26 protein-coding genes are annotated in these 24146 nt (G+C 71.2%); 4 read left to right on the forward strand and 22 right to left on the reverse strand.

The window, feature by feature from the left end; translation table 11 throughout:
- Nucleotides 1-3 precede the first annotated feature (3 nt).
- From JMJ56_RS01035 to fdhD, 14 genes are all read right to left on the reverse strand, one after another.
- Nucleotides 4-978, reverse strand: a complete 975-nt coding sequence (locus JMJ56_RS01035) for a Bug family tripartite tricarboxylate transporter substrate binding protein (RefSeq protein WP_202829750.1) — start codon at nt 976-978, stop codon at nt 4-6.
- An 80-nt stretch (nt 979-1058) separates the two neighbouring features.
- A complete protein-coding gene (otnC, locus tag JMJ56_RS01040) occupies nt 1059-1691 on the reverse strand; it encodes a 3-oxo-tetronate 4-phosphate decarboxylase (RefSeq protein WP_202829751.1) in 633 nt (210 codons plus the stop codon).
- Nucleotides 1688-2941 carry a 3-oxo-tetronate kinase gene (gene otnK, locus JMJ56_RS01045; protein WP_043362721.1) on the reverse strand — a complete coding sequence of 418 codons (1254 nt, stop codon included), beginning with the start codon at nt 2939-2941 and terminating at the stop codon, nt 1688-1690. Before otnK ends, otnC begins: the two co-directional genes overlap by 4 nt.
- A 51-nt stretch (nt 2942-2992) precedes the next feature.
- Nucleotides 2993-3895, reverse strand: coding sequence for a class I SAM-dependent methyltransferase (locus JMJ56_RS01050; protein WP_202829752.1), 903 nt, complete (start codon nt 3893-3895; stop codon nt 2993-2995).
- A complete protein-coding gene (locus JMJ56_RS01055) occupies nt 3892-4923 on the reverse strand; it encodes a glycosyltransferase family 4 protein (protein WP_202829753.1) in 1032 nt (343 codons plus the stop codon). The genes JMJ56_RS01050 and JMJ56_RS01055 overlap by 4 nt, the downstream gene beginning before the upstream one ends.
- Nucleotides 4920-5321 carry a 6-pyruvoyl trahydropterin synthase family protein gene (locus JMJ56_RS01060; RefSeq protein WP_202829754.1) on the reverse strand — a complete coding sequence of 134 codons (402 nt, stop codon included), beginning with the start codon at nt 5319-5321 and terminating at the stop codon, nt 4920-4922. The genes JMJ56_RS01055 and JMJ56_RS01060 overlap by 4 nt, the downstream gene beginning before the upstream one ends.
- A gap of 6 nt (nt 5322-5327) precedes the next feature.
- Complete coding sequence (locus JMJ56_RS01065) at nt 5328-6299, reverse strand: zinc-dependent alcohol dehydrogenase (protein WP_202829755.1); 972 nt, start codon at nt 6297-6299, stop codon at nt 5328-5330.
- Complete coding sequence (locus JMJ56_RS01070; RefSeq protein ID WP_202829756.1) at nt 6296-7081, reverse strand: RibD family protein; 786 nt, start codon at nt 7079-7081, stop codon at nt 6296-6298. Before JMJ56_RS01070 ends, JMJ56_RS01065 begins: the two co-directional genes overlap by 4 nt.
- Nucleotides 7082-7181: 100 nt before the next feature.
- Nucleotides 7182-8123 carry a tripartite tricarboxylate transporter substrate binding protein gene (locus tag JMJ56_RS01075; RefSeq protein ID WP_202829757.1) on the reverse strand — a complete coding sequence of 314 codons (942 nt, stop codon included), beginning with the start codon at nt 8121-8123 and terminating at the stop codon, nt 7182-7184.
- On the reverse strand, nt 8120-9292 hold the full coding sequence (locus JMJ56_RS01080; RefSeq protein ID WP_202829758.1) for a fumarylacetoacetate hydrolase family protein: 1173 nt from the start codon (nt 9290-9292) through the stop codon (nt 8120-8122). Before JMJ56_RS01080 ends, JMJ56_RS01075 begins: the two co-directional genes overlap by 4 nt.
- 123 nt (nt 9293-9415) lie before the next feature.
- On the reverse strand, nt 9416-9844 hold the full coding sequence (locus JMJ56_RS01085) for a GFA family protein (protein WP_202829759.1): 429 nt from the start codon (nt 9842-9844) through the stop codon (nt 9416-9418).
- A 56-nt stretch (nt 9845-9900) separates the two neighbouring features.
- On the reverse strand, nt 9901-10026 hold the full coding sequence (locus tag JMJ56_RS34710; protein WP_255359996.1) for a hypothetical protein: 126 nt from the start codon (nt 10024-10026) through the stop codon (nt 9901-9903).
- Nucleotides 10023-10682, reverse strand: a complete 660-nt coding sequence (gene mobA, locus JMJ56_RS01090) for a molybdenum cofactor guanylyltransferase MobA (RefSeq protein WP_202829760.1) — start codon at nt 10680-10682, stop codon at nt 10023-10025. Before mobA ends, JMJ56_RS34710 begins: the two co-directional genes overlap by 4 nt.
- Nucleotides 10675-11547, reverse strand: coding sequence for a formate dehydrogenase accessory sulfurtransferase FdhD (gene fdhD, locus JMJ56_RS01095; protein WP_202829761.1), 873 nt, complete (start codon nt 11545-11547; stop codon nt 10675-10677). Before fdhD ends, mobA begins: the two co-directional genes overlap by 8 nt.
- Before the next feature lie 77 nt (nt 11548-11624).
- On the opposite strand from fdhD, the gene JMJ56_RS01100 reads away from it, so the two are divergent.
- Together JMJ56_RS01100 and JMJ56_RS01105 are read left to right on the forward strand one after the other, a co-directional pair.
- Complete coding sequence (locus JMJ56_RS01100) at nt 11625-12152, forward strand: BON domain-containing protein (protein ID WP_202829762.1); 528 nt, start codon at nt 11625-11627, stop codon at nt 12150-12152.
- 46 nt (nt 12153-12198) lie between these two features.
- Nucleotides 12199-12660 (forward strand): CYTH domain-containing protein, encoded by a 462-nt coding sequence (locus JMJ56_RS01105; RefSeq protein ID WP_202829763.1) that lies wholly within the window; start codon nt 12199-12201, stop codon nt 12658-12660.
- Nucleotides 12661-12673: 13 nt separating this feature from the next.
- Here the strand turns inward: JMJ56_RS01105 and JMJ56_RS01110 are convergent, their stop codons facing one another.
- Together JMJ56_RS01110 and JMJ56_RS01115 are read right to left on the reverse strand one after the other, a co-directional pair.
- Nucleotides 12674-13066, reverse strand: a complete 393-nt coding sequence (locus tag JMJ56_RS01110) for a response regulator (protein ID WP_202829764.1) — start codon at nt 13064-13066, stop codon at nt 12674-12676.
- Nucleotides 13067-13293: 227 nt separating this feature from the next.
- A complete protein-coding gene (locus JMJ56_RS01115) occupies nt 13294-14673 on the reverse strand; it encodes a glycosyltransferase family 4 protein (protein WP_202829765.1) in 1380 nt (459 codons plus the stop codon).
- Between the two features lie 412 nt (nt 14674-15085).
- Between JMJ56_RS01115 and JMJ56_RS01120 the strand changes: the two genes are divergently transcribed.
- Complete coding sequence (locus JMJ56_RS01120; RefSeq protein ID WP_202829766.1) at nt 15086-17293, forward strand: glycosyltransferase family 4 protein; 2208 nt, start codon at nt 15086-15088, stop codon at nt 17291-17293.
- 81 nt (nt 17294-17374) lie between these two features.
- Here JMJ56_RS01120 and JMJ56_RS01125 read toward each other — a convergent pair whose 3' ends face one another.
- From JMJ56_RS01125 to JMJ56_RS01145, 5 genes are read right to left on the reverse strand one after another with little or no spacing between them, the layout of a single operon-like run.
- The gene (locus tag JMJ56_RS01125) at nt 17375-19159 is read right to left on the reverse strand and encodes a polysaccharide biosynthesis/export family protein (RefSeq protein ID WP_236037372.1); all 1785 of its coding nucleotides are present in this window, start codon (nt 19157-19159) and stop codon (nt 17375-17377) included.
- Nucleotides 19149-20354 (reverse strand): capsule biosynthesis protein, encoded by a 1206-nt coding sequence (locus JMJ56_RS01130; protein WP_202829767.1) that lies wholly within the window; start codon nt 20352-20354, stop codon nt 19149-19151. Before JMJ56_RS01130 ends, JMJ56_RS01125 begins: the two co-directional genes overlap by 11 nt.
- Complete coding sequence (locus JMJ56_RS01135; protein WP_202829768.1) at nt 20311-20958, reverse strand: ABC transporter ATP-binding protein; 648 nt, start codon at nt 20956-20958, stop codon at nt 20311-20313. The genes JMJ56_RS01130 and JMJ56_RS01135 overlap by 44 nt, the downstream gene beginning before the upstream one ends.
- A gap of 3 nt (nt 20959-20961) precedes the next feature.
- Complete coding sequence (locus tag JMJ56_RS01140) at nt 20962-21774, reverse strand: ABC transporter permease (protein WP_202829769.1); 813 nt, start codon at nt 21772-21774, stop codon at nt 20962-20964.
- The gene (locus JMJ56_RS01145; protein WP_202829770.1) at nt 21771-22169 is read right to left on the reverse strand and encodes a DVU3141 family protein; all 399 of its coding nucleotides are present in this window, start codon (nt 22167-22169) and stop codon (nt 21771-21773) included. The genes JMJ56_RS01140 and JMJ56_RS01145 overlap by 4 nt, the downstream gene beginning before the upstream one ends.
- Before the next feature lie 170 nt (nt 22170-22339).
- Between JMJ56_RS01145 and JMJ56_RS01150 the strand changes: the two genes are divergently transcribed.
- Nucleotides 22340-23134: an SDR family NAD(P)-dependent oxidoreductase gene (locus JMJ56_RS01150; RefSeq protein ID WP_202829771.1), complete on the forward strand. Its 795-nt coding sequence runs from the start codon at nt 22340-22342 to the stop codon at nt 23132-23134.
- Nucleotides 23135-23160: 26 nt separating this feature from the next.
- On the opposite strand, the gene JMJ56_RS01155 is transcribed toward JMJ56_RS01150, so the two are convergent.
- The gene (locus JMJ56_RS01155) at nt 23161-24135 is read right to left on the reverse strand and encodes a glycosyltransferase family 2 protein (RefSeq protein ID WP_202829772.1); all 975 of its coding nucleotides are present in this window, start codon (nt 24133-24135) and stop codon (nt 23161-23163) included.
- Nucleotides 24136-24146: the final 11 nt, after the last annotated feature.

A 24146-nucleotide genomic window follows, 5' to 3' on the forward strand; every position in this document is an offset into this window, starting at 1 on the left:
AGCCTATTCGATCGCCCGAAACCCCGTCGCCCGCACCACCTCCGCCCAGCGCGCCGTCTCGGTCCGCATCAGCGTGGCGAAGTCCTCCCGCCCGGCCGGCGAGAGGCGGAACCCGGCCTCCTGCAGGCGGATGCGGAGCGGCGGCGCCGCCATGGCTCGCAGCACCGCTGCCTCGATCTCGGCGGCGAGCGGGCCGGGAGTCGCTGCCGGGGCCACCAGCCCGAACCAAGCGCTGATCGAGAGCGCCGGCCGCCCCAGCTCCGCCATCGTGGGCACGCCGGGCAGCAAGGGGGAGCGCTCCGGCCCGGTCACCGCCAGCGCCTTCATCCGCCCTGCCTGCACATGCGGTGCGACCGCGGCGATGCTGCCGAACATGCCCTGCACATTGCCGTTCAACAACGCGGCCACCGCATCCGCCGTCGCGCGGAAATGCACCGCCTCGACCGTCACCCCCGCCGCCTGTCCGAGCATGGCGGCGGCGAAATGCCCGGGGCTGCCCGCGCCGAAGGTCCCCATGTAGAGCGCCCTCTGTCCCTTTCCCCAGGCGAGGTAGCCGTCGAGGTCGGCGGCCGGCAGCCCCGGCGGCACGACCAGGGCGAAATCCACCGATGCCAGCTCGGCGACGGCGGTGAAGTCCCGCGCCGGATCATAGGGCAGCCGGGCATAGGTGCTCGGCGCCATGGCGAGCTGCGCCACTTCGCCGAGCAGCAGCGTCGAGCCGTCGGGGGGCGCCGTCTTCGCCACCTCCTGCGCCGCGATCAGCCCGCCCGCGCCCGGCTTGTTGTCGACGACGATGCCGGCCGGCCAGGCCTCCTTCATCCCCTCCGCCAGCAGCCGCCCGAGCAGGTCGGGGCCCGTTCCGGCCGGGAAGCCGAGCAGGATGCGCAGCGGCCGGTCGGGCAGCGCCGCGAACGCGGGGAAGGGGAGGGCAGCCGCGCCGGCGAGCAGGGCACGCCGCCCCAAAGGACGCTGGAACATGGACGGGACTCCTCCCGGGCGCCAAGCGCCTCGTTTCGTTGCCAAGGGAGGCAAGCAAAGCCGACCGGGAGGGTCAACCGCTACCCGAAGGTCCCGAGCAGGTCCTCCACCTGCGCCGCGGTCAGCTCGCGTGCACCCTGCCCGCGGAGCATGAGGGCGAGCTTGGCGGCTTCCTCCAGCTCCTCCGCCGCATAGACCGCATCGTCGAGCGTCTTTCCGCTGACGACCGGCCCATGATTGGCCAACAGCACCGCCCGCGCATCCCGGGCCGCCGCGGCGATGGCCGGCTCCATCGCCGCGTCGCCCGGCCGGTAGTAGGGAACGACCGGCAGCACCCGACCGATGCGCATGACGAAATAGGGCGTCAACGGCGGGATCGGCGCCGCCTCTCCAGGCGCGGCGAGACAGGCGATTGCCGTCGCATGGGTCGAATGCAGATGCACCACCGCGCCCGCCTCCGGCCGCGCATCGAGGAAGGCGCGGTGCATGAAGACCTCCTTCGAGGGCTTGTCGCCGGAGACATGCCGGTACTCCCGGTCCAGCTTGCTGATCCGCGCCGGGTCGAGCCGGCCGAGGCAGGAATTGGTCGGGGTGATGAGGAAGCCGTCCGGCAGCCGGACGCTGATGTTCCCCGCCGAGCCCACCGAGAAGCCGCGCCCGAAGAGCAGCCGCCCATGCGCCGCGATCGCCTCGCGGATCTCCGCCTCACTCATTGGCCGAACGCTTTCAGGAAGAAGTCCCGCGCGCCGAAATTGCCCGACTTCAGGGCGAGATGCAGCCCCGGCACCTCGGCGAAGGTCCAGGGCACGCCGGGATCGATCTCCGCCCCGATGCGGAGGCTCCGCACCCCGAGCCGCGACACGACGGCCCCCGAGGTCTCGCCCCCCGCGACCACCAGCCGCCCGGCGCCCTGCGCCACCAGCGCCTCGGCGATGCCGGCCAGCACCTCCTCGACCAGCGCCCCCGCCTTCTCCCGACCGAGCCGGGCCTGCAAGGCCTGCACCTTCTCGGGCGGCGCGGAAGCCGCGATCACCACCGGCGCCTCGCCGAGCTTGTCCCCCGCCCAGTCCAGCGCCTGCCGCTGCAAGGCCGCGACATCCGGCGTGGCGAGCACGTCGAGCTCCAGCGTATGCGCATGATCCCGCGCATAGCCGATCTGCCCGAGCGTCGCCCGCGAGCAGGAGCCGGCCAGCACCACCGCATGCCCCCGCATCGGCGGCAGCTCCGCCGCCCCGGCGCCACGCTCCGGCAGCAGTCCCTCGCGGCGGAAATTGGCCGGCAGCCCCATCGCCACGCCGGAGCCTCCAGTGATCAGCGCATGCCCCGCCGCCGCCTCGCCGATGGCAAGGAGATGCGCGTCGGTCACTGCATCGACGATCGCATAGCGCCGCCCGCCCTCCTTCAGCCCGGTCATGGCGCGGCGGATCGCCACCGCGCCCTGCTCGACCGTGGCGAAGGGCACCAGCCCCACCGTCCCATCCGTCTGCCGCGACAGCACGCGGACCAGGTTGGCATCCCGCATCGGCGTCAGCGGATGGTTCTCCATGCCGCTCTCGTTCAGCAGCGCGCCGCCGACGAAGAGGTGCCCCTGGTAGACCGTCCGCCCATTGGTCGGGAAAGCCGGGTTGGCCAGGGCGAAGCCGCAATCCAGCCGCCGCACCAGCGCATCCGCGACGGGGCCGATATTCCCCGCATCGGTGCTGTCGAAGGTCGAGCAGTATTTGAAGAAGATCTGCCGCGCTCCCGCCCGCAGCAGCGCCTCGCAGGCGGCGAGGCTCTCGCCGACCGCCTCGGCGACGGGTGCCGTCCGCGACTTCAGCGCGACGATGACGGCATCCGCCTCCGGCAGGGGGCCGTCCGGGACGCCGATCACCTGCACCGCCGTCATGCCGCCCTTCACCAGCGTATTCGCGAGATCGGTGGCGCCGGTGAAATCATCGGCGATGCAGCCGAGCAGCGGCATGACGAGGCCCTCCCTGTGGTCGGGCCACACTCCGCGAAGCGCCGCGGCCTTTCAACCCCGCCCTTTGGGGAGTGCGAGCACGTCCCGATGCCCGATGCGCACGGCGAGGTTCCGCCCCGCCACCTGGTCGAGCCGCGCCTCCATCCAGGCCTCGATCCGACGGTCGCCGCGCCGGTCCTGCTGCCGCGCCGCCTCCGCATGCCCGATCACGAGCTCGGCGAGGAACCGCCCCGCCGCCTCGCCCATCCCCGGCATCTGAGTGACGCCCCGTCCGCGCACCACCCAGTCGCTGGGGGCGCTCCGGACGTCGAAGCCCTGCGCCCCGAACGCCTCCGCGATCACCCCCGGCGCCCTCGCCCCGAGCGCAATCCCGGAGAAACCCTTGTCGCGCCCCTGGTCGCGGCGGAACCCCGCCGCCACCGCATGATCCGCCGGATGCGGCGGCAGGAAGCGCTCCCGCCCGTCGACGCAGAGCGCGGCATAGAAAGGCACCCGCAGCGCCCCCGCCATCCGCTCCACCCAGCCGCGCGAGACGAGATCGGCCAGCGCCGAGCAGACCACCGCATCGGCATTGGCGAGCGGCAGCCCGCGCGGCGCCTCGGCCAGGTCGGCGATGACCGTCTCCACCCGCCAGGCCCCGCCCGGCGCATGGACCAGCAGCGTCCGCTTGTTGGGGAAGGAAACGGTGTAGCCCACCGCCCCCGCCCGGTCGGCGATGGTGTCGTAGGCCGCCTCCAGCAGCTCCCGGTCCGCATCCACCAGGGTCCAGGCCTGGGCCCGCCCGAGCCGGGGCGCGATGAAGCGCAGCAGGCTGCCCGTGCCCGCGCCGAGGTCGAGGAAGCGCGGCCGTGCCGGCAGCCGCGCCAGCAGCCGGTCCACCAATGCCTCGTTGCGCGCCACGGCATCGAAGGGCTCACGCAGGTCGAGCCAGTCGAGATCGAAGGCCTCGGTCATGCCCGCCCCATCTCGCTGAGGAAGGCCGCCGCCCGGTCATCCCAGCGCGGCAGGCGCTGTCCCGCCGCCCAGGCCGCTTCCGCCATCGCCTGGCGCAGCTCGGTGTCGAAGAGCACCCGCCGCAGCGCTTTGGTCAGCGAGACGGCGTCCCCCGGCGGCGAGACGCTTCCCGCTTCCAGCGGCACGAGATCGCCAAGCGCGCCGCCCGCGGTGACGGAGACCGGCAGGCCGCGCGCCAGCGCCTCGGCCACCGCCATCCCGTAGCCTTCCCATCGCGAGGCGAGGGCGAAGACATCCGACCGGTCGTAGAGCGCCTCCAGCGCCTCCCCCGTCACCTCGCCGGCGAACTCGACCCGCCCCGCGAGCCCCAGCTCCTCGGCCAGCGCCCCGAGCCCCGTGGCATGGACCGCATCCCGCGCCGCCCCGACGATGGTGAGCCGCCAGTCCACATCCGGGATGCCGGCCAGCGCGCGCAGCAGCAGGTCATGCCCCTTGCGGGGGATCAGCGTCCCGACCGAGAGCACCGCCACCCCGGGCCCGCCCGAGCCCCGCGCCCGCGGCGCCGGATCCGTCCCCGGCTCGACCACGCCGACGCGCCCGGCCTCCACCGCGAAATCCCGTACCAGCCGGTCTGCCGTCAGCCGCGAGGTCGCCACCAGCCGCGCCATCCGCTGGAACAGCCCGCCCTCGATTGCCCGCAGCGCCTCCCGCTGCGACGTCTCGCCCTCGAGCGCGGTCGGATGATGGATCAACGCCACCGCCCGCCGCGCTGCCAACGTGTCGGCCAGCGGCGCGAAGGCCGGCAGGCCCAGCCCGTCGATGATGATCCGCGCGCCCTGCGGCAGCGCATCGAGCGCCGCCCGCGCCGACGCTTCTGCCTCGGCATCCGGCAGCGGATGCCGCCCCGCCAGCTCCACCACCTCGACCCTCTCGCCGAGCGTCCGAAGGCCCTCGACCAGCCGCCGGTCGTAGCCATACCCGCCCGAGATCGTCCCGAACGGCCCCGGCACCAGCAAGGCGATGCTCACGCGACCGGCCCCTCATAGGCCGCCCATGCATTCGGGCTTTCCCGCAGCAGCACCTTGAGCCCCGTCACATTCGCCGCCTGCGGCCCAAGCTTCCCCGCCTTCAGCGCCGCAACCAGCAGCCCATGGATGTGCTGGCAAAGAAATTCCGTCGTCGTGTTCAACCCGGCGAATTCCGGCTCCGCATCCAGGTTCCGGTAGTCGAGCCCGTCTAGCGCGCGCCGCAGCTCCACCTTGGCGAGCCCGATATCCACCAGCAGGTGCAGCGCATCGAGCCGCTCGGCGCGGAACTCCGCTTCCACCGCGAAGGTCGCCCCGTGCAGCCGCTGCGCCGGGCCGAATTCCGCCCCGCGGAAGCTGTGCGCCACCATGATGTGGTCGCAAACGGTCAGGCTGAACATGTCGGGTCACTCACCATAGAGGATCGTCGGGCAGGGCCAGATGGCCTCTCCCTCCAGCAGCCCGGGCAGGGCTTCCGGCAAATCGTCGAAGCGGACCGGCGGCGCCAGCAGCGCGTCGAGCCGCGCATCCTCCAGCAAGGCGAGGGCGAGCGCCAGCCGCTCCGCATGGGTCCTGCGGCCGCGCATTGCCGGCGCCACCTGTCCGACCTGGCTTGAGACGAGCGAGAGCCGCCGCGCGTGGAAGGCCTCGCCGAGCGGCAGGCTCACCGGTCGGTCGCCATACCAGCTTGCCTCGACGATCCGCGCCTCGAAGGCGGCCCGCTCCAGCCCGAGCCGCAGCCCGGCCGGGTTGCCGCTCGCATGGATGACGAGCTCCCACCCTTCGGCCACGGCCTCCGGCGCCGCGAAGCCCGCCCCGAGCGAGGCCGCCAGCCCCGCCCGCGCCGGATCGGTATCGCAGAGCACCGCCTCCACCCCGGGGATGCGCCCGAGCAGCGCCGCCACCAGCAGGCCGACGACGCCCGCGCCGATGACGAGCACCCGCTCCCCCAGCACCGGCCGTGCGTCCCAGAGTATGTTGAGCGCAGTCTCCATATTGGCCGCCAGCACCGCGCGCAGGTTCGGCACGCCATCCGGCACCGGGATGCACATCGCGGCTGGCGCCACGAAGCGTTCCTGATGCGGATGCAGGCAGAAGACCCGCTGGCCGAGCAGTGCCGCCGGCCCGTCCTCGACGACGCCAACCGCCGCATAGCCGTACTTGACGGGGAAGGGGAATGCGCCCGCCATCAGCGGCGCCCGCATCGCCGCCCACTGGCTCTCCGGCACCCGGCCGCCGAGCACCAGCCGCTCCGTTCCGCGCGAAACCCCGCTCGCCAGCATCCTGACCAGCGCCTCGCCCGACCCCGGCGGCGCCAGCGCCTCCTCGCGCAGCTCGGCCACGCCCGGCGCCACGGACCACAAAGCCCTGGCCTTCACCGGCACACTCCGGGCCGCACCCGGTCCAGTGCGATGTCGAACAGCACGTCCGGTGGCAGCGCATGCACCGTCCAGGCGAAGCGCAGCCCATCGGCGATGCGCGCCGCCTCCGGCAGGGTGAAGGCTGGGATGCCGGAGCCGAGCAGCACCGGCGCCACCGTCACGTGCAGCCGGTCGAGGCAGCCCGCGGCCAGGAAGCGGCTGACCGTCACCCCGCCGCCCTCGACGAAGATCCGCCGCAATCCCCGCGCCGCCAGCGCCGTGAGGATTGCCGGCACGCTCAGCCCGCCATGCGCCGGGTCGCGCGGCAGGCGGACCACCTCGGCGATGCCCAGCCTGTCGCCCCCAGGCGCATCCCCGGCCGCCAGCAGCAGGGTCGGCGGCCCCTCCCGGAACACACGGTACTCCGCTGAAAGCCGCCGCTCGGTGTCCAGCACCACCCGCACCGGGTCCGGCCCGATGCATTCCCGCGTCGTCAGCCTCGGATCGTCATGGCGGATCGTCCCCGCGCCCACCACCACGGCATCGCAGAGCGCCCGCAGTCGGTGGGTATGGAGGATGTCTCCCTCGCCCCCGATCCATTGCGAGGAGCCCGAGGCGGTGGCGATTCGCCCATCCAGGGTCTGCGCCAGGCGACCGATGACGAGGCAACCATCCGCCGCGAGGGGCGGCGCGAGCAGGGGGGCGAACAGCGCCCCGAGCCCGCCCATGGGGGGAGCCGCGCCGCCGTCGCGCGCCGCCAGCACCCCCTCCCACTCCGGAATCGCCTGCAGTCCGTCCATTGCGATAGCGAAGATGCCGGAACTGCGCGCAGGGCGCCAGCACGACCGGCTGGAGCGTGATTCACGTCCCCTGGCCGTTTCAGCCTTCGGCGATCGCGCCCTACTGCGGCTCGACGCCGAGCTCCCGCAAGATCCGGCCGTAATTGGCATATTCCTCCCGGATCATCTGCGTCAGCGCCTGCCGCGGCAGGAAGCGCACCGGGCTCGCGCTGCTCGCCAGCACCCGCTGCACCGCCGGCTCGTCGAGCGCGGAGCGGCAGGCGGCCTCCAGCCGGTCGAGCATCGGCGCAGGCGTCCCCCGTGGCGCATAGATACCGACCTGGGAGAACTGCAGCGCGTCGATCCCCTGCTCGCGTGCCGTCGGTATGTCGGGGAAGCCCGGATGCCGGTTCTCCGAAAAGACTGCCAGCATCCGCATCCGCCCCGCCCGCACCAGCTCGGCGACCGAGCTGACGATGGCCGCCGAGAAGTCGATCCGCCCGGCCAGCGTGTCGTTCACATGTGGCGCCTCGCCACGATAGGGGATGTGGTTCATCTCGACCCCCGCCGCGCGCTGCACCCGCCAGACCGCCAGCTGCGGCAGCGAATTCGGCCCCGGGCTGCCGAAGCTCAGCGGCCGCCGCCGCGCCTCCGCCACCAGGCCGGGCAGGTCGCGGATCGGGCTGTCCGCCCGCACCGCGACGGTGATGACGTTCTCGTTCGTCCCGCAGACGCCCTCGAAGCTCTCCGGCCCGATCCCGGCATCGCGCAGCAGGTGGGGCTGCACGACGATCGCCGTCATTGGCGTGTGGCCGAGGGTGTAGCCATCCGGCGCCGCCCCCGCGACCACCCGCATGCCGACCACGCCCGAGGCACCGTCCCGCGTCATCGGCACCAGCGCCTGGCCGAGCGCGCGTTGGACATGCTCCCCCATCGCCCGGATCAGCACATCGGCCGCGCCCGGCGAGTAGGGCATCACCATGGTGATGGGCCGCTCCGGATACTCCGCCCGCGCCGCGCCGGATCCGGCCAGCAGGGCGAGCGCCGCCAGCAGCGCCCTCATTGCGGCCACTCCGGCGCCGGCACCACCTCGGCCCGGCACTCGCCGAAGCCGATGGCCACCGCCCCCGGCGCCTCCGCCCGCGCCCGGAAGACCACCGCATCGCCATCCTCGAGGAAGCCGCGCCTCTCGCCATTCGGCAGGGTAAGCGGCCCCTCTAGCATGATCTCGGCCAGGCAGGCCCGCGCCCCCGGCTCCGGCCCCGAGCAGGTGCCGCTGCCGAGCAGGTCGCCCGGCAGCAGGTTGCAGCCATTGGAGGCGTGATGCGTGACGAGCTGTGCCGGCGTCCAGTACATGCCGGCGAAATCGGTGGCCGTGATCCGTGCCGGCCCATCCCCCGCCCGCCGCATCGCCGCCGTCTCCAGCCAGACCTCCATGGCGATGGCGAGGCCGTGCCGCCCTGCGCCCTGTAGATGCGCCGGCACCGGCCCATCCTCGCCCGGCCGCGCCGCCGTCTCCACGGCGAAGGGCGCCAGCGCCTCGGCCGTCACCACCCAGGGCGAGACCGTCGTCGCCATGCTCTTGCCGAGGAAGGGGCCGAGCGGGACCATCTCCAGGAACTGGATCTCCCGCGCCGACCAGTCGTTCAGCAGCCCATAGCCGAAGAGCCGGTCGCCGGCCTCCCGCATCGGTACCGGCCGGCCGAGCGCATTCTCGCCGGCGATCCAGATCGCCAGCTCCAGCTCGAAATCGAGCCGCCGTTCCGGTCCGAAGCTGACGGTGCCATCCGCCTCGCCCCGCTGCCCGTTCGGCCTGACCACCGGCGCCCCGCTGGCCGAAAGCGAGGAGGCACGCGAGTGATAGGCGACCGGCAAATGGACGAAGGCCGGCGGCAGCGGCGCCGCCGGGTTCTTCCGCGCGCCGAGCCGTGCCGAATGGTCGCGCGACACCATGAAATCGGTGAAGTTGGCGACCGCCGCCGGCAGGTGCATCCGCGCGTCCACCATCGGCACCAGCAGCCGCGCGGCCTCCGCCTGTCCCCGGCCGTCGGCGGCGAGCAGGGCCGAGACCGCCGCCCGCAGCCGCGCCGAGGCGGCCCGCCCCCGCGCCATCAGCGAGTTGAGCACCGGCCCCGCCACCAGCCCAGCGAGGTCTTCCGGCAGCAGGCCCAGCTCCCCAGCCGCCCGGAGGTCGAGCACCTGGTCACCGATGGCGACGCCCACCCGCGGCATGCCCCCGGTCGGGAGAAGACCCCGAGGGGCAGGTTCTGGATCGGGAATTCCGTCCCCTCCGACCCGCCCACCCAGGAGCGCAGCCCGGGATCATGCGTCGCATCCATCATCGCGCCACTCGTCCTACTCGGCGACCATCTCGCCGGAGCCGCCGAATTCCTTGGGGAAGTCGCGCAGCTTCGGCAGCCCGTCCCGCATCGGCAGCACCGTCTCGGCATAGTTCACATGCAGCTGCGGCGCAAAGGGCAGCTCCGGCAGGGTGGCGGCGAAGACGTCGATGGCGCCGAGCGGCGGGTGCTGCGCCATCAGATGCCCGCCGCAGAGCCGGCAATACTGCCGGTGGCTCATCTCCGTCTTGGCGAAGGTTGCGACATGCTCCGTCCCTTTTACCACCTCGACCGCCTCGGGTGCCCACATGGTAAAGGCATTGACCGGCCCGCCCGACCAGGACCGGCAGGAGCGGCAATGGCAATAGCCCATGGCCTGCGGCGCCCCGCTGACCCGCAACTCGACGGCGCCGCAGAAGCAAGCCCCGTGATAGGTACCGTTCATTGTCGTTCCTCCCGTGCAGCGCCCGTATCCTGCGGCGCCCGCGAGGGGAGGGGAAGTTAAAGCCGCACGGCCTCGGTCTGGAAGTGGTCGGCCGCGCTGCGCTGGAACTCGGTGTCGAGCACCACCGCCGCGGCGATGGCGAGGGCTGCGGCCGCGACGAGGCCGGCGAGGAAGGCTTTCACGGCGAATCTCCCGGGTTGATTGCGCTTGCGGGTCCTATGGGTCCGCCGGAGGCCGAAGACAAGAGCCGCTCCGCCTCCGCTAGGTCCTCCGGCGCATTGGCGTTGAAGAAGGGATCGACCGGCACGGCCGGCCATTCCGCGCTGGCGCAGCCGAAGCGCGCCGTCCAGCGATCGATCTTCTTCTCGCCGGCCAGCAGCGCCGCCCGCAACTCGCCCCGCAGCGCGATCGGCCAGAGCGCCACCGGCGGATGGGTCCAGCCCCCCGAGGCGGCGCAGGCCATCGGCACCCCAGCTGCCCGCCGCGCCGCCTCCAGCCGCACGAGCAGGTCGCCCGGCAGGAAGGGGCAATCGCCCGCCACGGAGAGAACGTCGACGGCCCCGGGCCGCGCCGTTGCGGCCCAGTCGAGCCCAGCCAGCACCCCGGCCAGCGGTCCCGGGTGGTCGGGCAGCGGATCGGCCACCACCGGGAGCCCATAGGCGGCGAAGCGCGCCGGGTCGCCATTCGCATTGAGCACGAGGCCCGCCACCTGCGGCCGGATACGCGCTAGCACGTGGTCGAGCAGCGGCCGCCCGCCGAGCAGCCGGAGAGGCTTGTCGCCACCCCCCATCCGCCGCGCCAGCCCGCCGGCCAGCACCACCGCGACGGTGCTACTCATCGCGGCTGTTTTTCCGCCAGTGCTTCGAGCTCTCTTCCTCGACATAGGAGAGGTCGGCATCGAAGACGATCCGCTCCTCCCCCGCGAGGGCGGTGAAGCGCCGGCCCTTGCACCGCCCGACGAGCATCACGCCCGCCTCCCGCGCCAGCTCCACCCCCCAGGCGGTGAAGCCGCTGCGCGAGACGAGGATGGGGATGCCCATCCGCACCGTCTTGATGACCATCTCCGAGGTGAGGCGCCCGGTCGTGTAGAAGATCTTGTCCTCTGGCGCGCAGCCAGCGCGGAACATCCAGCCCGCGATCTTGTCCACCGCATTGTGCCGGCCGACATCCTCCATATAGACCAGCGGCCGGTCCCGCTCGCAGAGCGCGCAGCCATGAATGGCGCCGGCTTCCAGGTAGAGCGTCGGCAGCGTGTTGATCCGGTGCAGCAGCCGGTAGAGCCAAGAGGTGCGCAGCTCCGCCGGCGGCAGGCGCCGCGCGGCGAAATCCTCCAGCAGATCGCCGAAGGCGGTGCCCTGGGCGCAGCCGCTGGTCAGCGTCTTCTTCTTCAGCTTCTCCTCGTAGTCGGTGCGCCGCTCCGTGCGTACGACAACCACGCCGAGATCCTCGTCATACTCGACACCCTGCACCACATCGTCCCGCCGCAGCATCCCCTGGTTCAGCAGGTAGCCGAGCGCCAGGTCCTCCGGACGGTCGAGGATCGTCATCATGGTGACGATCTCCTGCCCGTTCAGATAGAGCGTCAGCGGCCGCTCCACGGTGACGCTGGCCTCGACCCGTGCTCCGGTCTGGTCGATGCCCGCGACGCGGCGGGTGAGGCGCGGATCGCTGGGATCGGGCTGGACGAGAAGCGGCGGTTCCATGGCCGGAAGGTGAGGGGCCCTGGCCGCCGGCGCAACCCGCCCCGCCTTCATACGTTGCCGGTCCGAAGGAGAGACCGATGCCCAGCTACGAGTTCCCCGCCGAGGCCGGCCTGCCCGCCCCGGGCACTGCGGCCGAGGCGATCACCTCCCATCTCGACCGCGTCGGCCTGCCGCATCAGGGCATCCGCGTCGCGCGCCAGGGCGACCGCGTCACGCTCGAGGGCCAGGTCGCGGATGGCGAGGCTGCCGAACTGCTGGTGCTGGCCGCCGGCAACCTCCAGGGCGTCGCCCGGGTCGAGGACAAGATGACCCCGGCCCATACGCCAGGCCTGCTCGATAGCCTCGGCGCCTTCGCCAGGCTTCCGGCCGGCGCCGCCAGCACGGAGGCCGCCGAGACCGCCGTCCACCAGGCACAGATCGAGACCGGCACCCGCTTCGGCCCCGGCCGCAGCCTCTTCCACACCATGCAGCCGGGCGAAACCCTGGCGTCGCTCGCCGCCCGTCACCTCAACGGCGACGAGCGCCGCCTGCTGGACGCCAATGCCCCGATCCTCGGCGGCAGCCTGCCCGGGCCGGGCATGGTGATCCGCATCCCGCCGGCCTGATCGCCAGGCCACTTAGCGTTTGTCGGCCCATGTCCTAAGAACGGGCATGGGCACCGAGATCGAACGCAAATTCCTCGTCACCTCCGAGGCCTGGCGCGCCGATGCGGGCCAGGGCACACGGCTTCGCCAAGGCTACCTCCATACCGGCACGCCAGTGGTGCGCATCCGCCAGGCCGGCGAGCTGGCTTTCCTCACCATCAAGGGGCCCGGCCTGCTCGCTCGTGCCGAATACGAGTACCCGATCCCGCCCGAGGATGCCGAGGCGATGCTCGCCTCGCTCTGCCCGCCCCCGATCATCGACAAGACCCGCCACCGCCTCACCCAGGATGGGCTGACCTGGGAGATCGACGAATTCGCGGGCCATCTCGCGGGACTGGTCCTGGCGGAGATCGAGCTGGTGAGTGCCGACCAGGCCTTCACCCGCCCCGGCTGGCTCGGCGCCGAGGTCACCGACGATCCGCGCTACCAGAACGCCGCCCTCTCCCGTGCCGACGGCCTGCCTGCCTGATCGCCCAGCGGCCTCAGTACATGGACAGCAGCGCCGCCTGGGGCTCCGCCCGGCGATGGCCAACCATGACCTTCTCGATGGCTCGCACCAGATGGTTGATCTCGAAAGGCTTGAGGACCAGGGCGAGCGGGCCGGTCTGGCCCGAGAGCAGGACCTCCCGCCCGTTCGAGGGGAGGAAGCCGGTCATCACCACCACGGGCAGGTCCGGACGCTGGGTGCGGAGGCGGGGGATCAGCTCCCACCCCGTCATCCGCGGCATGGCGAGGTCGGTGACCAGCACGTCAAAATCATGATCCTCCGCCAGTCGCAGAGCCTCCTCGCCATCCGAGGCGAGGAGCACGTCATAGCCGAGTTCGGTCAGGACCTCCTCGACGACCATGGCGGCAAGGGGTTCATCCTCCGCCACCAGGACACGTATCCCATTGCGTGCTTCCAGCGCCTGATTCATCGCCGCCTCGTTTCAGTGGCGTTTCAACCTTACATGGAAGCCGGTATGACGGAACGCCTACCAGTGATGTAGAGCAACCCCATCGGCGGCGGCTTCAAGTTCCGTTGAGGTGGGCAGTTTAGCCTCGGATGTGATGGACCCACGGTGATCGGGCCCCGCAGCGGCTGCCAGGCCGGGAGGGGCGGTCAGACCGCCATCCGATATTCCTTCGCCCACGGCTGCGCGGCGGCCGGCGGAACGCCGAGCCGCGTGTAGATGTCGGCCAGCCGGTCGGCATAGCGCTCTGCACTGAACAGGGCGGCACGTTGCGGGCCGGCCTGGGCCAGGCGGGCGCGCAGTACCTCGTCCCGGTCCATCGCCTGGATCGCCCGGACCAGCGCCGAGATGTCGTAAGGGTCTATGGTCAGCGCGGCATCGCCCACCACCTCCGGCATGGAGGCGGTGTTGGAGGTGATGACCGGCGTGCCGAGCAGCATCGCTTCGAGGGCGGGTAGGCCGAAGCCTTCGTAGAGGGAGGGGAAGAGCACCGCCCGCGCGCCGCGGATCAGATTCACCAGCAGGCGGAAGGGGGCATAGTCGAGCAGGATGATCTTGTGCCGGGTGCGGAGCGTCATGCCCTCCTGCACCAGGTAGCGGATATGGTCGTCGAACATCAGCCGGAGCTCCTCCTCCGACTTCCAGGCCTTCTTGCCGACGATGACGAGCGGGCCCTCCACCCCGCTGGCGAGGAAGGCCTGGATCATCCGGCCGACATTCTTCTTCGGCTCGATGGCGCCGAAGAAGAGCCAGTAGCCGCCGGCCTCCAGGCCGAAGCTGCCCTGCACCTCGGCGGCGACCTGCTGCATCGGCGCCTCGCTGAACTTCCGCGGGATGTCGACCGCCTGGTAGGTATTGGTCACGCGCTCTTCCGGTACGCCGAGAAGGCTGACGATGTCCCGCTTCGAGGCTTCGGAGACGGTGACGATGTGGTCCGCGCGGCGGCCGAGGCGGCGGTTCAGGCGGAAGTAGCGCCGCTTGTTGTCGAGCGTGGTGTAGGGCAGGCGCAGCGGCACCAGGTCGTGCATGGTGTAGATGTTGCGGGTGCCGATGGCACGCAGCGGCAGCGGGTAGGTCCAGTGCATCAGCTGCGGCCGGTCTGGGATGGTCACCCGCAGCTCCCGGCCGAAGATGCGGAAATGCGCATGGGCCTGCTGGAACAGGTCCTGGGAGTTCCAGATCTCATCGAAATGCGGCAGCCGGTCGCGGAAGGTGGTGGCGATCACCTGGCCGGAAATGGGCACCGGCACGGCCAGCTCGCCAAAGGGCGCGTGCAGCATGCGCTTCGCCCGGCGGAGGGCGACGAGCCATTTCGGCGGGTCGCCCACGCGCTCGTCGAAGAAGGCGATCTCGCGCAGCAGCGGGTTGGTCGAGGGCGCGGCGCGGGTGCCGTAGAGCACGCCGACCTCGGCTCCGAGCGTCCCCATGGCTAGGCTGAGATTGCGGGCATAGGTGGCAACGCCGGTGCCCTGACCGAGGGCGAGGTTGTAGCCGTCGAGGAAGAGGCGGGGCTGGGGCTTGGGGGTCATGCGGAAGCCTTGCGGGTCGGAGGCACGGTTTCGAAATGCACAGAGATTTGAAGCGGAATAAAGGGACCTGACGTTTCCGAAACCTTCATCCCCCTCTGATATCCCTTGTGGCGCGGTAAAACGCGGTGTCTTATCGCGCAGTTGGTTCGGGAGCCTAACGTGGCACAGTCGTCGGAAAGGGTTATAGGCCTCGCGACCGCGGACGCCGCCCTCCCGTTGCGCAGCGCAGCGGCCGTCGGGATGGTGGACTTCGCTGTCCTCCTGTTGCGCACGAGCGCCATCCTGCTGCTGATGTCGCCCATCTTCGTCCTAATGCTCGCATTCTCTTGAGCATAAGCCGCCGATAGGAGATACCGCTCCCGCAGCAGCGGGTAACCGTAGGCTGATTTGGCCAAGCGGCGGGAGCCTTCGGATGGATATGATGGCCTGGAGCGGTGTTACCGACGCCGCCACCGATCCTGACGACACCCTCAGCCAAGCCGATGCGTTGCGCGACAGCCGCACCTGGGCCGAAGCCGCCGCCACCTACGCCGCCGTCCTGCGTCTGCGCCCGAGGGACTGGCCAATCCGCGTCCAGTACGGCCACTGCCTGAAGGAGGCCGGGGATCCGCATGCAGCGCTGCTCGCTTACCGCGAGGCGGAGCGGCAATGCTCCGAAGATGCCGATATCCACCTCCAGATCGGCCATGCGCTCAAGCTGCTCGGCCGGCAGGAGGAAGCGCTCGAGGAGTATGCCAGGGCACTGACCCTGGACCCGGCCAATGAGGCCGCGCGGGCCGAGTTGCTGGCACTACAGGCGGAGCCGATGGAGGCCACGGCGCCAATCCCGGTGGAGCCGCAGGCGGTAGTGACGGCGAAGATGCCGGCCAGCGCAGCGTCGGTGATCTACGACGCCTCCGACCTGCTCGATTATTTCCGCCACAACCGCGCACCGACCGGCATCCAGCGGGTACAGCTCAACATCATCCGCGAGGCGCTGGCGGCCGATTCGAGCGGCGTCGCTATCGTCGGCTTCGATTCCCGCCTTGGGCAGTGGAAGCTGCTGGCGCCGGCGCTGTTCCTCCGCCTCGCGGCGCTATCGCATGAAGGCAGCGCGGTCGAGGACCCAGCCTGGCAAGCAACCCTGCGGGAGGTCGAGGCGGTGTTGCGGGAGGCCGGACCGCTGGAGGCGCCCCCCGGGGCCAGCCTGGTCAATCTCGGCAGTTCCTGGTGGATTCCCGACTACCTGCGGGTCGTGCGCCAGGCCCAGGCGCGCTCCGGCCTGCGCTACATCCCCTTCATCCATGACTGCATACCCCTGCTGGTGCCTGAGCATTGCTCGAGCGGGCTGGTCGATGAATTCGCCCGCTGGTTCGCCTCGGTCTGCCTGCATGCGGATGCGGTGCTGACCAATTCCGAGTGCACGCGGGCGGATTTCCGGCGAGCGCAGCGGCGGCTGCTGCCGGACCTCGAGATTCCCGCCTTCACCGTCCCGCTGGACGCCGCCGATCCACTGGCCGGTGGTGGCGCCCTGCCACCGCGGCTGCGCTCCGGCCGGCCCTATGTGCTCTTCGTCGGCACCATCGAGTCGCGGAAGAACCACCTGCTCGCCTTCAACGCCTGGCTCAGCCTGGTGCGGCGGCATGGAGCGGAGGCCGTGCCGGACCTCGTCTGCGTCGGCAAGCAGGGTTGGCTGGCCGAGGCGGCGCTGCAACTCCATCGCAATTCATCCGCGCTCCGGGCCAAGGTGCAGCTGCTGCATGGCGTGCCGGACAGCGAGCTGGGCGCGCTCTACCGCGGCTGCCTATTCACCCTCTACAACAGCTTCTACGAAGGCTGGGGGCTGCCGGTGACGGAAAGCCTTGCCGCCCGGAAGGTGCCGCTCGTGCCGGACCATTCCTCGCTGCGCGAAGCGGGGCGGGATTGCGCCGTCTATTTCACCCCGCAGAGCGAGCCCGATCTGGTGGCGAAGCTGGAGCGGCTGATCTTCGAGCCTGGCTTTCTGGCAGAGCGTGAGGCGGCGCTTGCCGCAGCCCCTCTGCCGCGGCGCTGGGCAGAGGTCGCGGCCCAGCTTCAATCCCTGGTGCGGGAGGCGGGCCGCACGCGCCTGCCTTCGCCGAGGGCGCGCCTGGCCTTCCGCCTGGGCGAGGTGCATGGGCTGCGTTTGTTGCCCGGGCCGGAGCCGAGCCTTGCCATGGCGACCGCCGATGTGCTGCGCGAAGGCGAGGCCTGGCACCGGCTGGAGGATTGGGGCGTCTGGACAGGCCCGGGGCAGAGCCTGCTGCGCCTGCCGCTGGAGCCGGAGGCCGAGGCCGGTCGGCTGCGGATCTATCTCGAGCTGGTAGCGCCGCCGGAGGCCATGGCCTTCCGCGTCCGGGCCGGGATGCGAGGTGGGGCGCCGGGAGCCTTCCGCGAGGTGGCCGCTGCGGCGGGCGAAGCGCTGTTCTGCATGCTCGAAATCGAAGCGGTCGCGGGCGGCGAGATCGAGGTGGAAATCGAGTCCGACCGCGGCGTCACGCTGCCGGACGGGCGGCAGGTCGCCATCGGCCTGCGCAGCCTCATGGCCTGCCGGCGGGATGATGTCGTGGCGCGGCTCGACTACCTGGAGCGCGCGACGCTGCCGCGGATGGTCGCTGCCTGACTCAGGCTTCGCCACGCAAAGCATGAAAAACCCCTCCCAGGCGGTCCGCCCGGGAGGGGTTCTTTTGTCGAGCCCTTCCGCTCAGAGGAAGATGCGGGTGGAGACGGCGATCTGATAGAGCAGGCCGAGCAGGTCGCTCCCGATCTGGAAGGCCTTTGGATCGAGTCGCGGCAGGACGATCAGCTCGTCGCCCGGGCGCGGCCCCTCCTGCGGGTCCAGCACGAGCTCACCGCTGGCGCGGCGGATCATGATCGAACCCTCGTTGCCGCGTGGGGTGAAGCCGCCGGCGGCGCGGACGTAATCCTTGAGTCGCATCTCCTGCCGCCAGATGACGGCATGCGGCGCCGTGACCTCGCCTGCCACCAGCACGGTCTGCGAGCGCTCCGGAATGACGATCACATCGCCATCCTCGAGTCGGATCGGCGCGCAGCGGCCGTCGCGGTCGGTGACGACGACGCGGCCCTCCGGCTGGGTCCGCCGCGCGCGCTGGATATAGGAGGAGACGAGATTGGCCTCGCTCGCCCGGATCGCCGCGACGCCTGTGGTCGGCGAGACGGCGAGGAAGAGCTGGCGCTCCAGCCGGTCCAGTGCCTCGTCGATCGCGCGGCGCTGCTGCTGGGCGACCGAGGGACGGAGGAGGAAGACGGAGCGGGTATCGGCCAGCACCGGGTCCACCGCGATGTGGTCGAGCAGCTGGCAGAGTTGGGTGTCGCGCTCGGCAACCAGCACCGAGGGGCCGATGCGGCTGCCCTCGACGCTGACGCGCACCGTCCGCGCCGGGCTGTCGGTGATGAAGGTGACGGTGTCCTGGTCCGCCAGAGTCTGGCCGGCGAGTTCGGCCAGCGTCGCATAGCGCGAGAAGGGCTGGCCGCTGCGGCTGCCGCGGACCACGGCATTGGTGGCGGAGGGAAGGGGCCTGGCATAGTCGATCAGCTCTCGCCCCGTCATGGCGCGGCCGGGCACCTCGAAGAGGTAGTTGTTGCGCACCGCGCCGTCGGCGCCGACCACGGCGCGCTGGCGGGCGACGACGATGGTGTCGCCCTCCTGCAGCCGCACCTGCGGCAGGGTGCCCTCCATCAGGAAGCGGTAGAGATCGACATTGGCAACGCTGCGGCCGCCCCGTTGGATGGCGATCTCGCGGTAGGAGCCGCGGCCGGAATCGACGCCGCCGGCGCGGACCAGGAAGTCGATCACGCTATCCGCCGCCGAGCCGCCGAAGCGGCCGGGGGTGCGGACGAAGCCGGTGACGAAGACGCCGATGCGCTGCGTGGACAGCAGCACGGCATAGACCTGGACCTGGCTGGTGTAGACCTTCTGCACCTCGGTCTCGACCACGCGCTGGAGATCGCCGGCGCGGGTGCCAGCGATGCGGATCGGGCCGATATTCGGCAAGAAAAGGTTGCCCGAAGGGTCGACGACGCCCATCGCCTCCGCCTCGACCGCGCCCCAGACGCGGAGCGACACGCGATCGCCGGGGACGATGACGTAATTCGGGTTGGGCGCGTCGGAGACGGCCGTCGCCTCGCGGGTGAAGAGGCTGGCGCCGAAGACGGCGGTGACGCCCGGCGCGCGCTGCCCGTCGCCGAGCGGGCCGATGGCGACCGGACCGCCCTCGGATTCCGTCACCTGGCCGGGGCGGGAGACGACGCGCTCCGAACCCAGCAGATTCGGCAGGGTCTGCACCACGCCGCTGCTCGGCGCCGCCATGCCGGCGCGGTTCTGCGCGGCGAGGCCGGCATTCGCCTGGTTCAGCAATTGCTGCTGCTGGCTGGTCTGCCAGGCCTGCAACGGCGTCTGCGCCGCGGCGGGCAGGGCTGCCAGCAGGGCGGCGGCGAGGAGGGCGGGGCGCATCCGTTCAGGCCGCATGTTCGCGCATCCCGGCGACCAGCAGCCAGGCCAGCCCATAGGCGACGGAGAGGGAGAGAAAAATGTAGAGCACGGTCAGGGTCGCCTTCGGGTAGCGGGCATATTCCGCGAGGTTCGGCTCGACCACGCGGAGCAGGAAGAGCTGCTGGCGCTGGGCATCGACCCGCGCCTTCTCGATGGAGGCGGTGGCGGAGGTAAGCTGGGCTCGGGCCAGCTCCCGCTCCAGGTTCAGGCGCTCATACTCGCCGACCTGCTGGGAGAGGCCGGCCTCGCCGATACTGACGCGCTCCCGTTCCTCGCGGGCCTGGGCATTCAGTGCCTCGACGCGGTTGCGCAACGTGGTGAGGCGCGGGTTGTCGGCACGGGCGAAGCGCTGGGCCTCGGCCAGTTCGGCACGGGCCTGGGCGAGGGCGGATTCGAGCTTGCCGATGGTCTCCGCGGCGACGGCGGCGGAGCGCGTCGGGTCCACGGCGCGCTCGCGCTCGCGGAACTGGCTCATGGCGAGCTGGGCGGCGGTGAGCCGCGCCTCGGCACGCACCAGCTCCTCGCGGGCGACGCGGAGGCTGTCCTGCTGCAGGCGCTCGTTCAGCCGGTTGACCATGGCTTCCGAGAGATCGAGCAGGGCGGTGGCGATCTCGCGCGAGTCATCGGCGCGGAAGCTGCGGACATGCAGGGCGGTGATGCCGCTGGTCGTGTCGTACTCGACCGTCACCATGCGGCGGAAGTAGTCGAGCAGCCGCTCGGCATTCGGCTCCTCCCACCAAAGCCGGGCGACCGGGTCGGCCTCGGGGCGGCGGAAGATGTCGACCAGCGGGAGCTTACGGCGCAGCGAGGCGACGGCGTCGTGGGAGTGCAGATAGTCGCGGATGCCCATCGCATCCTCGGCCGAGGGGCGGAGGCCGCCGCCGGACATCATGTCGCCGAGCCCGCCCATGCTGGGAGCCCCGGCGGTGCGTCCGCGGATCAGGTAGCGCGCCTCGCTGTCGTATTGCGGCGCAGCGATGCCGAGCAGGTAGGCGCCGGCAAGCGCCGTCGGGAGGATGACGGTGAGTCCATAGGCATGGCGCTTTGCCCAGCGGCGCAGCCGGGCGCGGAGGGACGGCCGCGTAACGGGGCCAGACCAGCCTGCACCGTCGATCGGCGTGACGGCGTCAGACAGTTTGGTAGACGGCGATCGCCTGGTCCAGATCGTCATATCGGGTCAGCCTACCATCGTTGAGGACCGCGGCCGTGGAGCAGAAGGCTCGCACCGTTTCCGCCTGGTGGGAGACGAGGAGCAGGGTGCTCCTCTCCTGGCGTTCGGCCAGCGCCTTGCGGCAACGCTCGCCGAAGCGGGAATCGCCGACGGCGATCACCTCGTCCACCAGGTAGCATTCGAAATCGACCGCGAGCGACAGGGCGAAGCCGAGCCTCATGATCATGCCGGAGGAATAGGTCCTGACCGGCAGGCGGTAGTATTCGCCGAGCTCGGAGAAATCCTCGACGAAATCCACCGTTTCCTGAATCGGCTTCCCGTAGATTCGGGCGATGAAGCGGGCATTGTCGGCGCCGGTGATGCTGTAATGCATCGCGCCGGCGAAGCCGAGCGGCCAGGAGACGCTCATCTGCCGCTCGACCTTGCCGCTGGTCGGGTATTCGACGCCGGCGATGAGGCGGAGCAGGGTGGTCTTGCCGGCGCCGTTGCGGCCGAGGATGCCGACCTTCTCGCCGGGCCGGAAGGTGGCATCGATGCCGCGCAGCACGGGCCGTGGCCCGAGATGGGTCTTGTAGGCCTTGTGGATGTCGTGCAGGCGGATCATCGGCTACAGCACGAGGTCGCGCCGGGCGCGGCGGATGGCCGCCATGCCGAGCAGGTTGGTGCCGGCGATCCAGGCGCAGACATAGCCGATATCGTAGGTCGTCGGCACGGCGCCGCCGAAATGCCCGTCGCGGATCAGCTCGAAAATATGGACGCTCGGGATCCAGAGGGCGAGGCGTTGCGCCTCATAAGGCAGCCAGAACACCATCCAGAAGGCGCCAAGCAGTGGCATGGAGAGATAGGTGACGAGATGGACCAGCCGCTCGAACAGTTCCGTATAAACGGCGCCGGCCGAGATCATCAGCGAGAGGCCGTGCGCGAGCAGCAGCATCAGGACCATGCCGAAGAGCATCTTGAACGGGTCGGTCGGCCAATGGCCGAAGGCGATGCCGAAGAAGACGAGGAAGACGACCAGCGCGCCGAGCACCGCGGCGCCCTCGAGCAGGTTCCGCGCCAGCAGAATGTCGAGGATGGTAACGTTGCGGTGGTAGAGCAGCGACTGGTTGGACGGGATGCCGAAGGGCGCCCGGTTGATCACGCCGCGCAGCAGGTAGAAGGGGATGTAGGCGACCACCCAAAATTCGAAGGGGTTCAGCCCGCCCGGCATGGCATGGGCGATGAAGTAGTGCAGCGTGCCGAGCGCGCCGCCGAGCAAAGCCGGCTCCACGAAGAGCCAGAGATAACCGAGATTGTCGCGGCCGAACCGCGTGTTGAGCTCGCGCAGCAGCAAGGCGCCGATGACGCGCAGCTGGCAGGCGAGGGCATCGCCCATCCGTGTGCCGCGCCGGGCTGGCGCGGGCAGGGCGGCGCCGCTCACGGGCGTTGCAGACCGCCGCCCCGGAGCAGCGGCCGGGCCTCCGCCCATTGGCCCTCGGCGCCGCAGACCAGCCGGGCCCGCTCGCCCAGGCCGGAGCCGACCAGCACCTCGCGGCATTCGCGGCCGCTGGCGGCGTTGTAGGCGCGGAGCACGCGGACGCGGGTGGGGCCGCCGCTGGCGAGGGCGAGGGTGGTTTCGGCGCCGGGCTGGGCGGTGGCGGCGAAGGCGACCAGCGGGTCCATCGGTTCAGCCAATATTACAGGAGCTGCGGGCGCACCGGCACCCGGGGCGGTCAGGGTGGTGCAGCCGGTAAGAAGGCCGAGCCCGAGCACCGTCACGGCGAGCCCCATCATGCGCGTCCGGTCGGGACGGACATCGGCAGAATTGAACAGCATCACGATCAATGGCTCCCCCGATCCCTTTACCAAAACGCGAGCCAAGGACAAGCATTCTTCCTGCGACAGGCGGGCCGGCGCACCTCTATAGCCTTGGGTTTGTAAACGATGCCTTAACCGAAGCCCGGCATTCCGCCACCATCCTGACCATACGTTGCGAAAACAGTACGATGTTCCTATCCGCCGAGGCAAGCCTCGCCCATGTCATCATCACCGGGGCGTCGCGCGGGCTCGGGGCAGCGCTGGCGCGGCGGCTGGCGCGGCCGGGGCGGCGGCTGGGGCTGATCGCACGGGGCGCGGCAGGGCTCGAGGAGACGGCAGCGGCCTGCCGGGCGCGCGGTGCCGCCGTCGAGACTGCCGTGCTCGACGTCCGCGAGGCGGCGGCGATGGCGGCCTGCCTCGCGCGCTGGGAGGCGGCGGCGCCGATCGAGGCCGTGATCGCCAATGCCGGCATCAATGGCGGCACCGGACCGGATGGGCGGCCGGAGGGGCATGCCGCAGCCAGCGCGCAGATCGCGGTCAACCTGACGGGAGCGGTCAACCTGGTGGAGCCGGTGCTGCCGGGGATGCTGGCGCGCGGGCGGGGCTCCGTGCTGCTCGTCGGGTCGGTGGCGGGGTTTCTCGGCCTGCCGGACAGCCCGGCCTATTCGGCAAGCAAGGCAGGGCTCTGGGCCTATGGCGAAGCCCTGAGGGCCGCGCATGGGCCGGCGGGGTTGCGGGTGACGGTGGCGGCACCCGGCTTCTTCGAGAGCGCGATGTCCGCCCGTTTCCTCGGCCGGCACCCCCTCCAACTGCCGGTGGAGGTGGTGGCGGCGCGGGTCGGGCGGGCGCTGCTCCGGGGCGAGGGAAGGGTGGTGGTGCCCTGGATGGTCGGGGCGGCGCTGCGGAGCCTGGCCCTGCTGCCGGCGCCGCTGGCGGACCGGCTGGTGCGGCGCTTCCGCTTCCGCATCGCGCCGGAGGGGTGAGGGCCGACCCCGCCTCTTTTAATTAGCTAGCCCGGATAGGCCACGAAGGGCCCGTGCAGTGGCCGCGGCAGCAGCGGCAACGCATGGGCTGCAGCGAGCAGCAGGGCCCGCTTCGGCGAGGGCGCCGCCGCCACCGACGCACGCAGCCGCCCGAGCCCCGCCGCGCGGTCGCCATGGCGGATCAGCTCCCGCCCGACGATCCAGGCATTCTCCGCCTCCGCCCGCCGCCGCATCTGCGCCAGGCGCTGTGGGCCGAGCCGTTCCGCCAGCAACGGGTTGGCATAGATGGCCGCCATGGCCGGTGCGAAGGCAGATGGGTCGCGCGCCATGCGCCGGTAGGCGCTGCCCTGGCGCTCGCGGACGAAAAGCACCGGCTCCGTATCCTCCACCGCAACGAAAGGCCCCTGCAGGGCGAGGCGGATCCAGTATTCCCAATCCTCGCCATAGCGGAGATGCGGCAGGAAGGGCCCAGCCGCCTGGATCGCCTCGCGCCGGATCAGCATGTGGCCGCCGTTGACGAAGAGGTTCTGCACCAGCAGCCGGTCCAGCAGGTCGCCGGAGAGGCCCGGGGCGCCCTTCAGGCGCAGCGGCGGGTCGCCGGGCCTGGCCGCCTCGGCCATTACCGCATAGGCGCCATGGGCGGCGATGGCGGCCGGCATCGAGGCGAGGGCGACCATCAGCCGCTCCAGCGCATCGGGGGCGAGCCAGTCATCGGCGTCGAGGAAGAGCACCGCCTCGCCCCGCGCTTCCGCCATGGCCCTGCTGCGGGCGGCGGAGACGCCGGCATTCTCCTGCCGGATCAGGCGGATTCGCTTGTCCTCGCGAGCCGCCACCACCTCCGCCGTGCCGTCGCGGGAGCCGTCATCCACCACCAGCATCTCCCAGTCGGGGAAGCTCTGGGCGAGGGCGCTGTCCACCGCCGCGCCGACATAGCGGGCGACATCAAAGGCCGGCGTCAGGATGGAAACGGCGGGGGCAGGTGTGGCGAGGTCACGCATCATGCCGCCCGCGT

It is taken from the genome of Belnapia arida (genome assembly GCF_016773205.1).
In the GTDB taxonomy this organism is placed as follows: domain Bacteria; phylum Pseudomonadota; class Alphaproteobacteria; order Acetobacterales; family Acetobacteraceae; genus Belnapia; species Belnapia arida.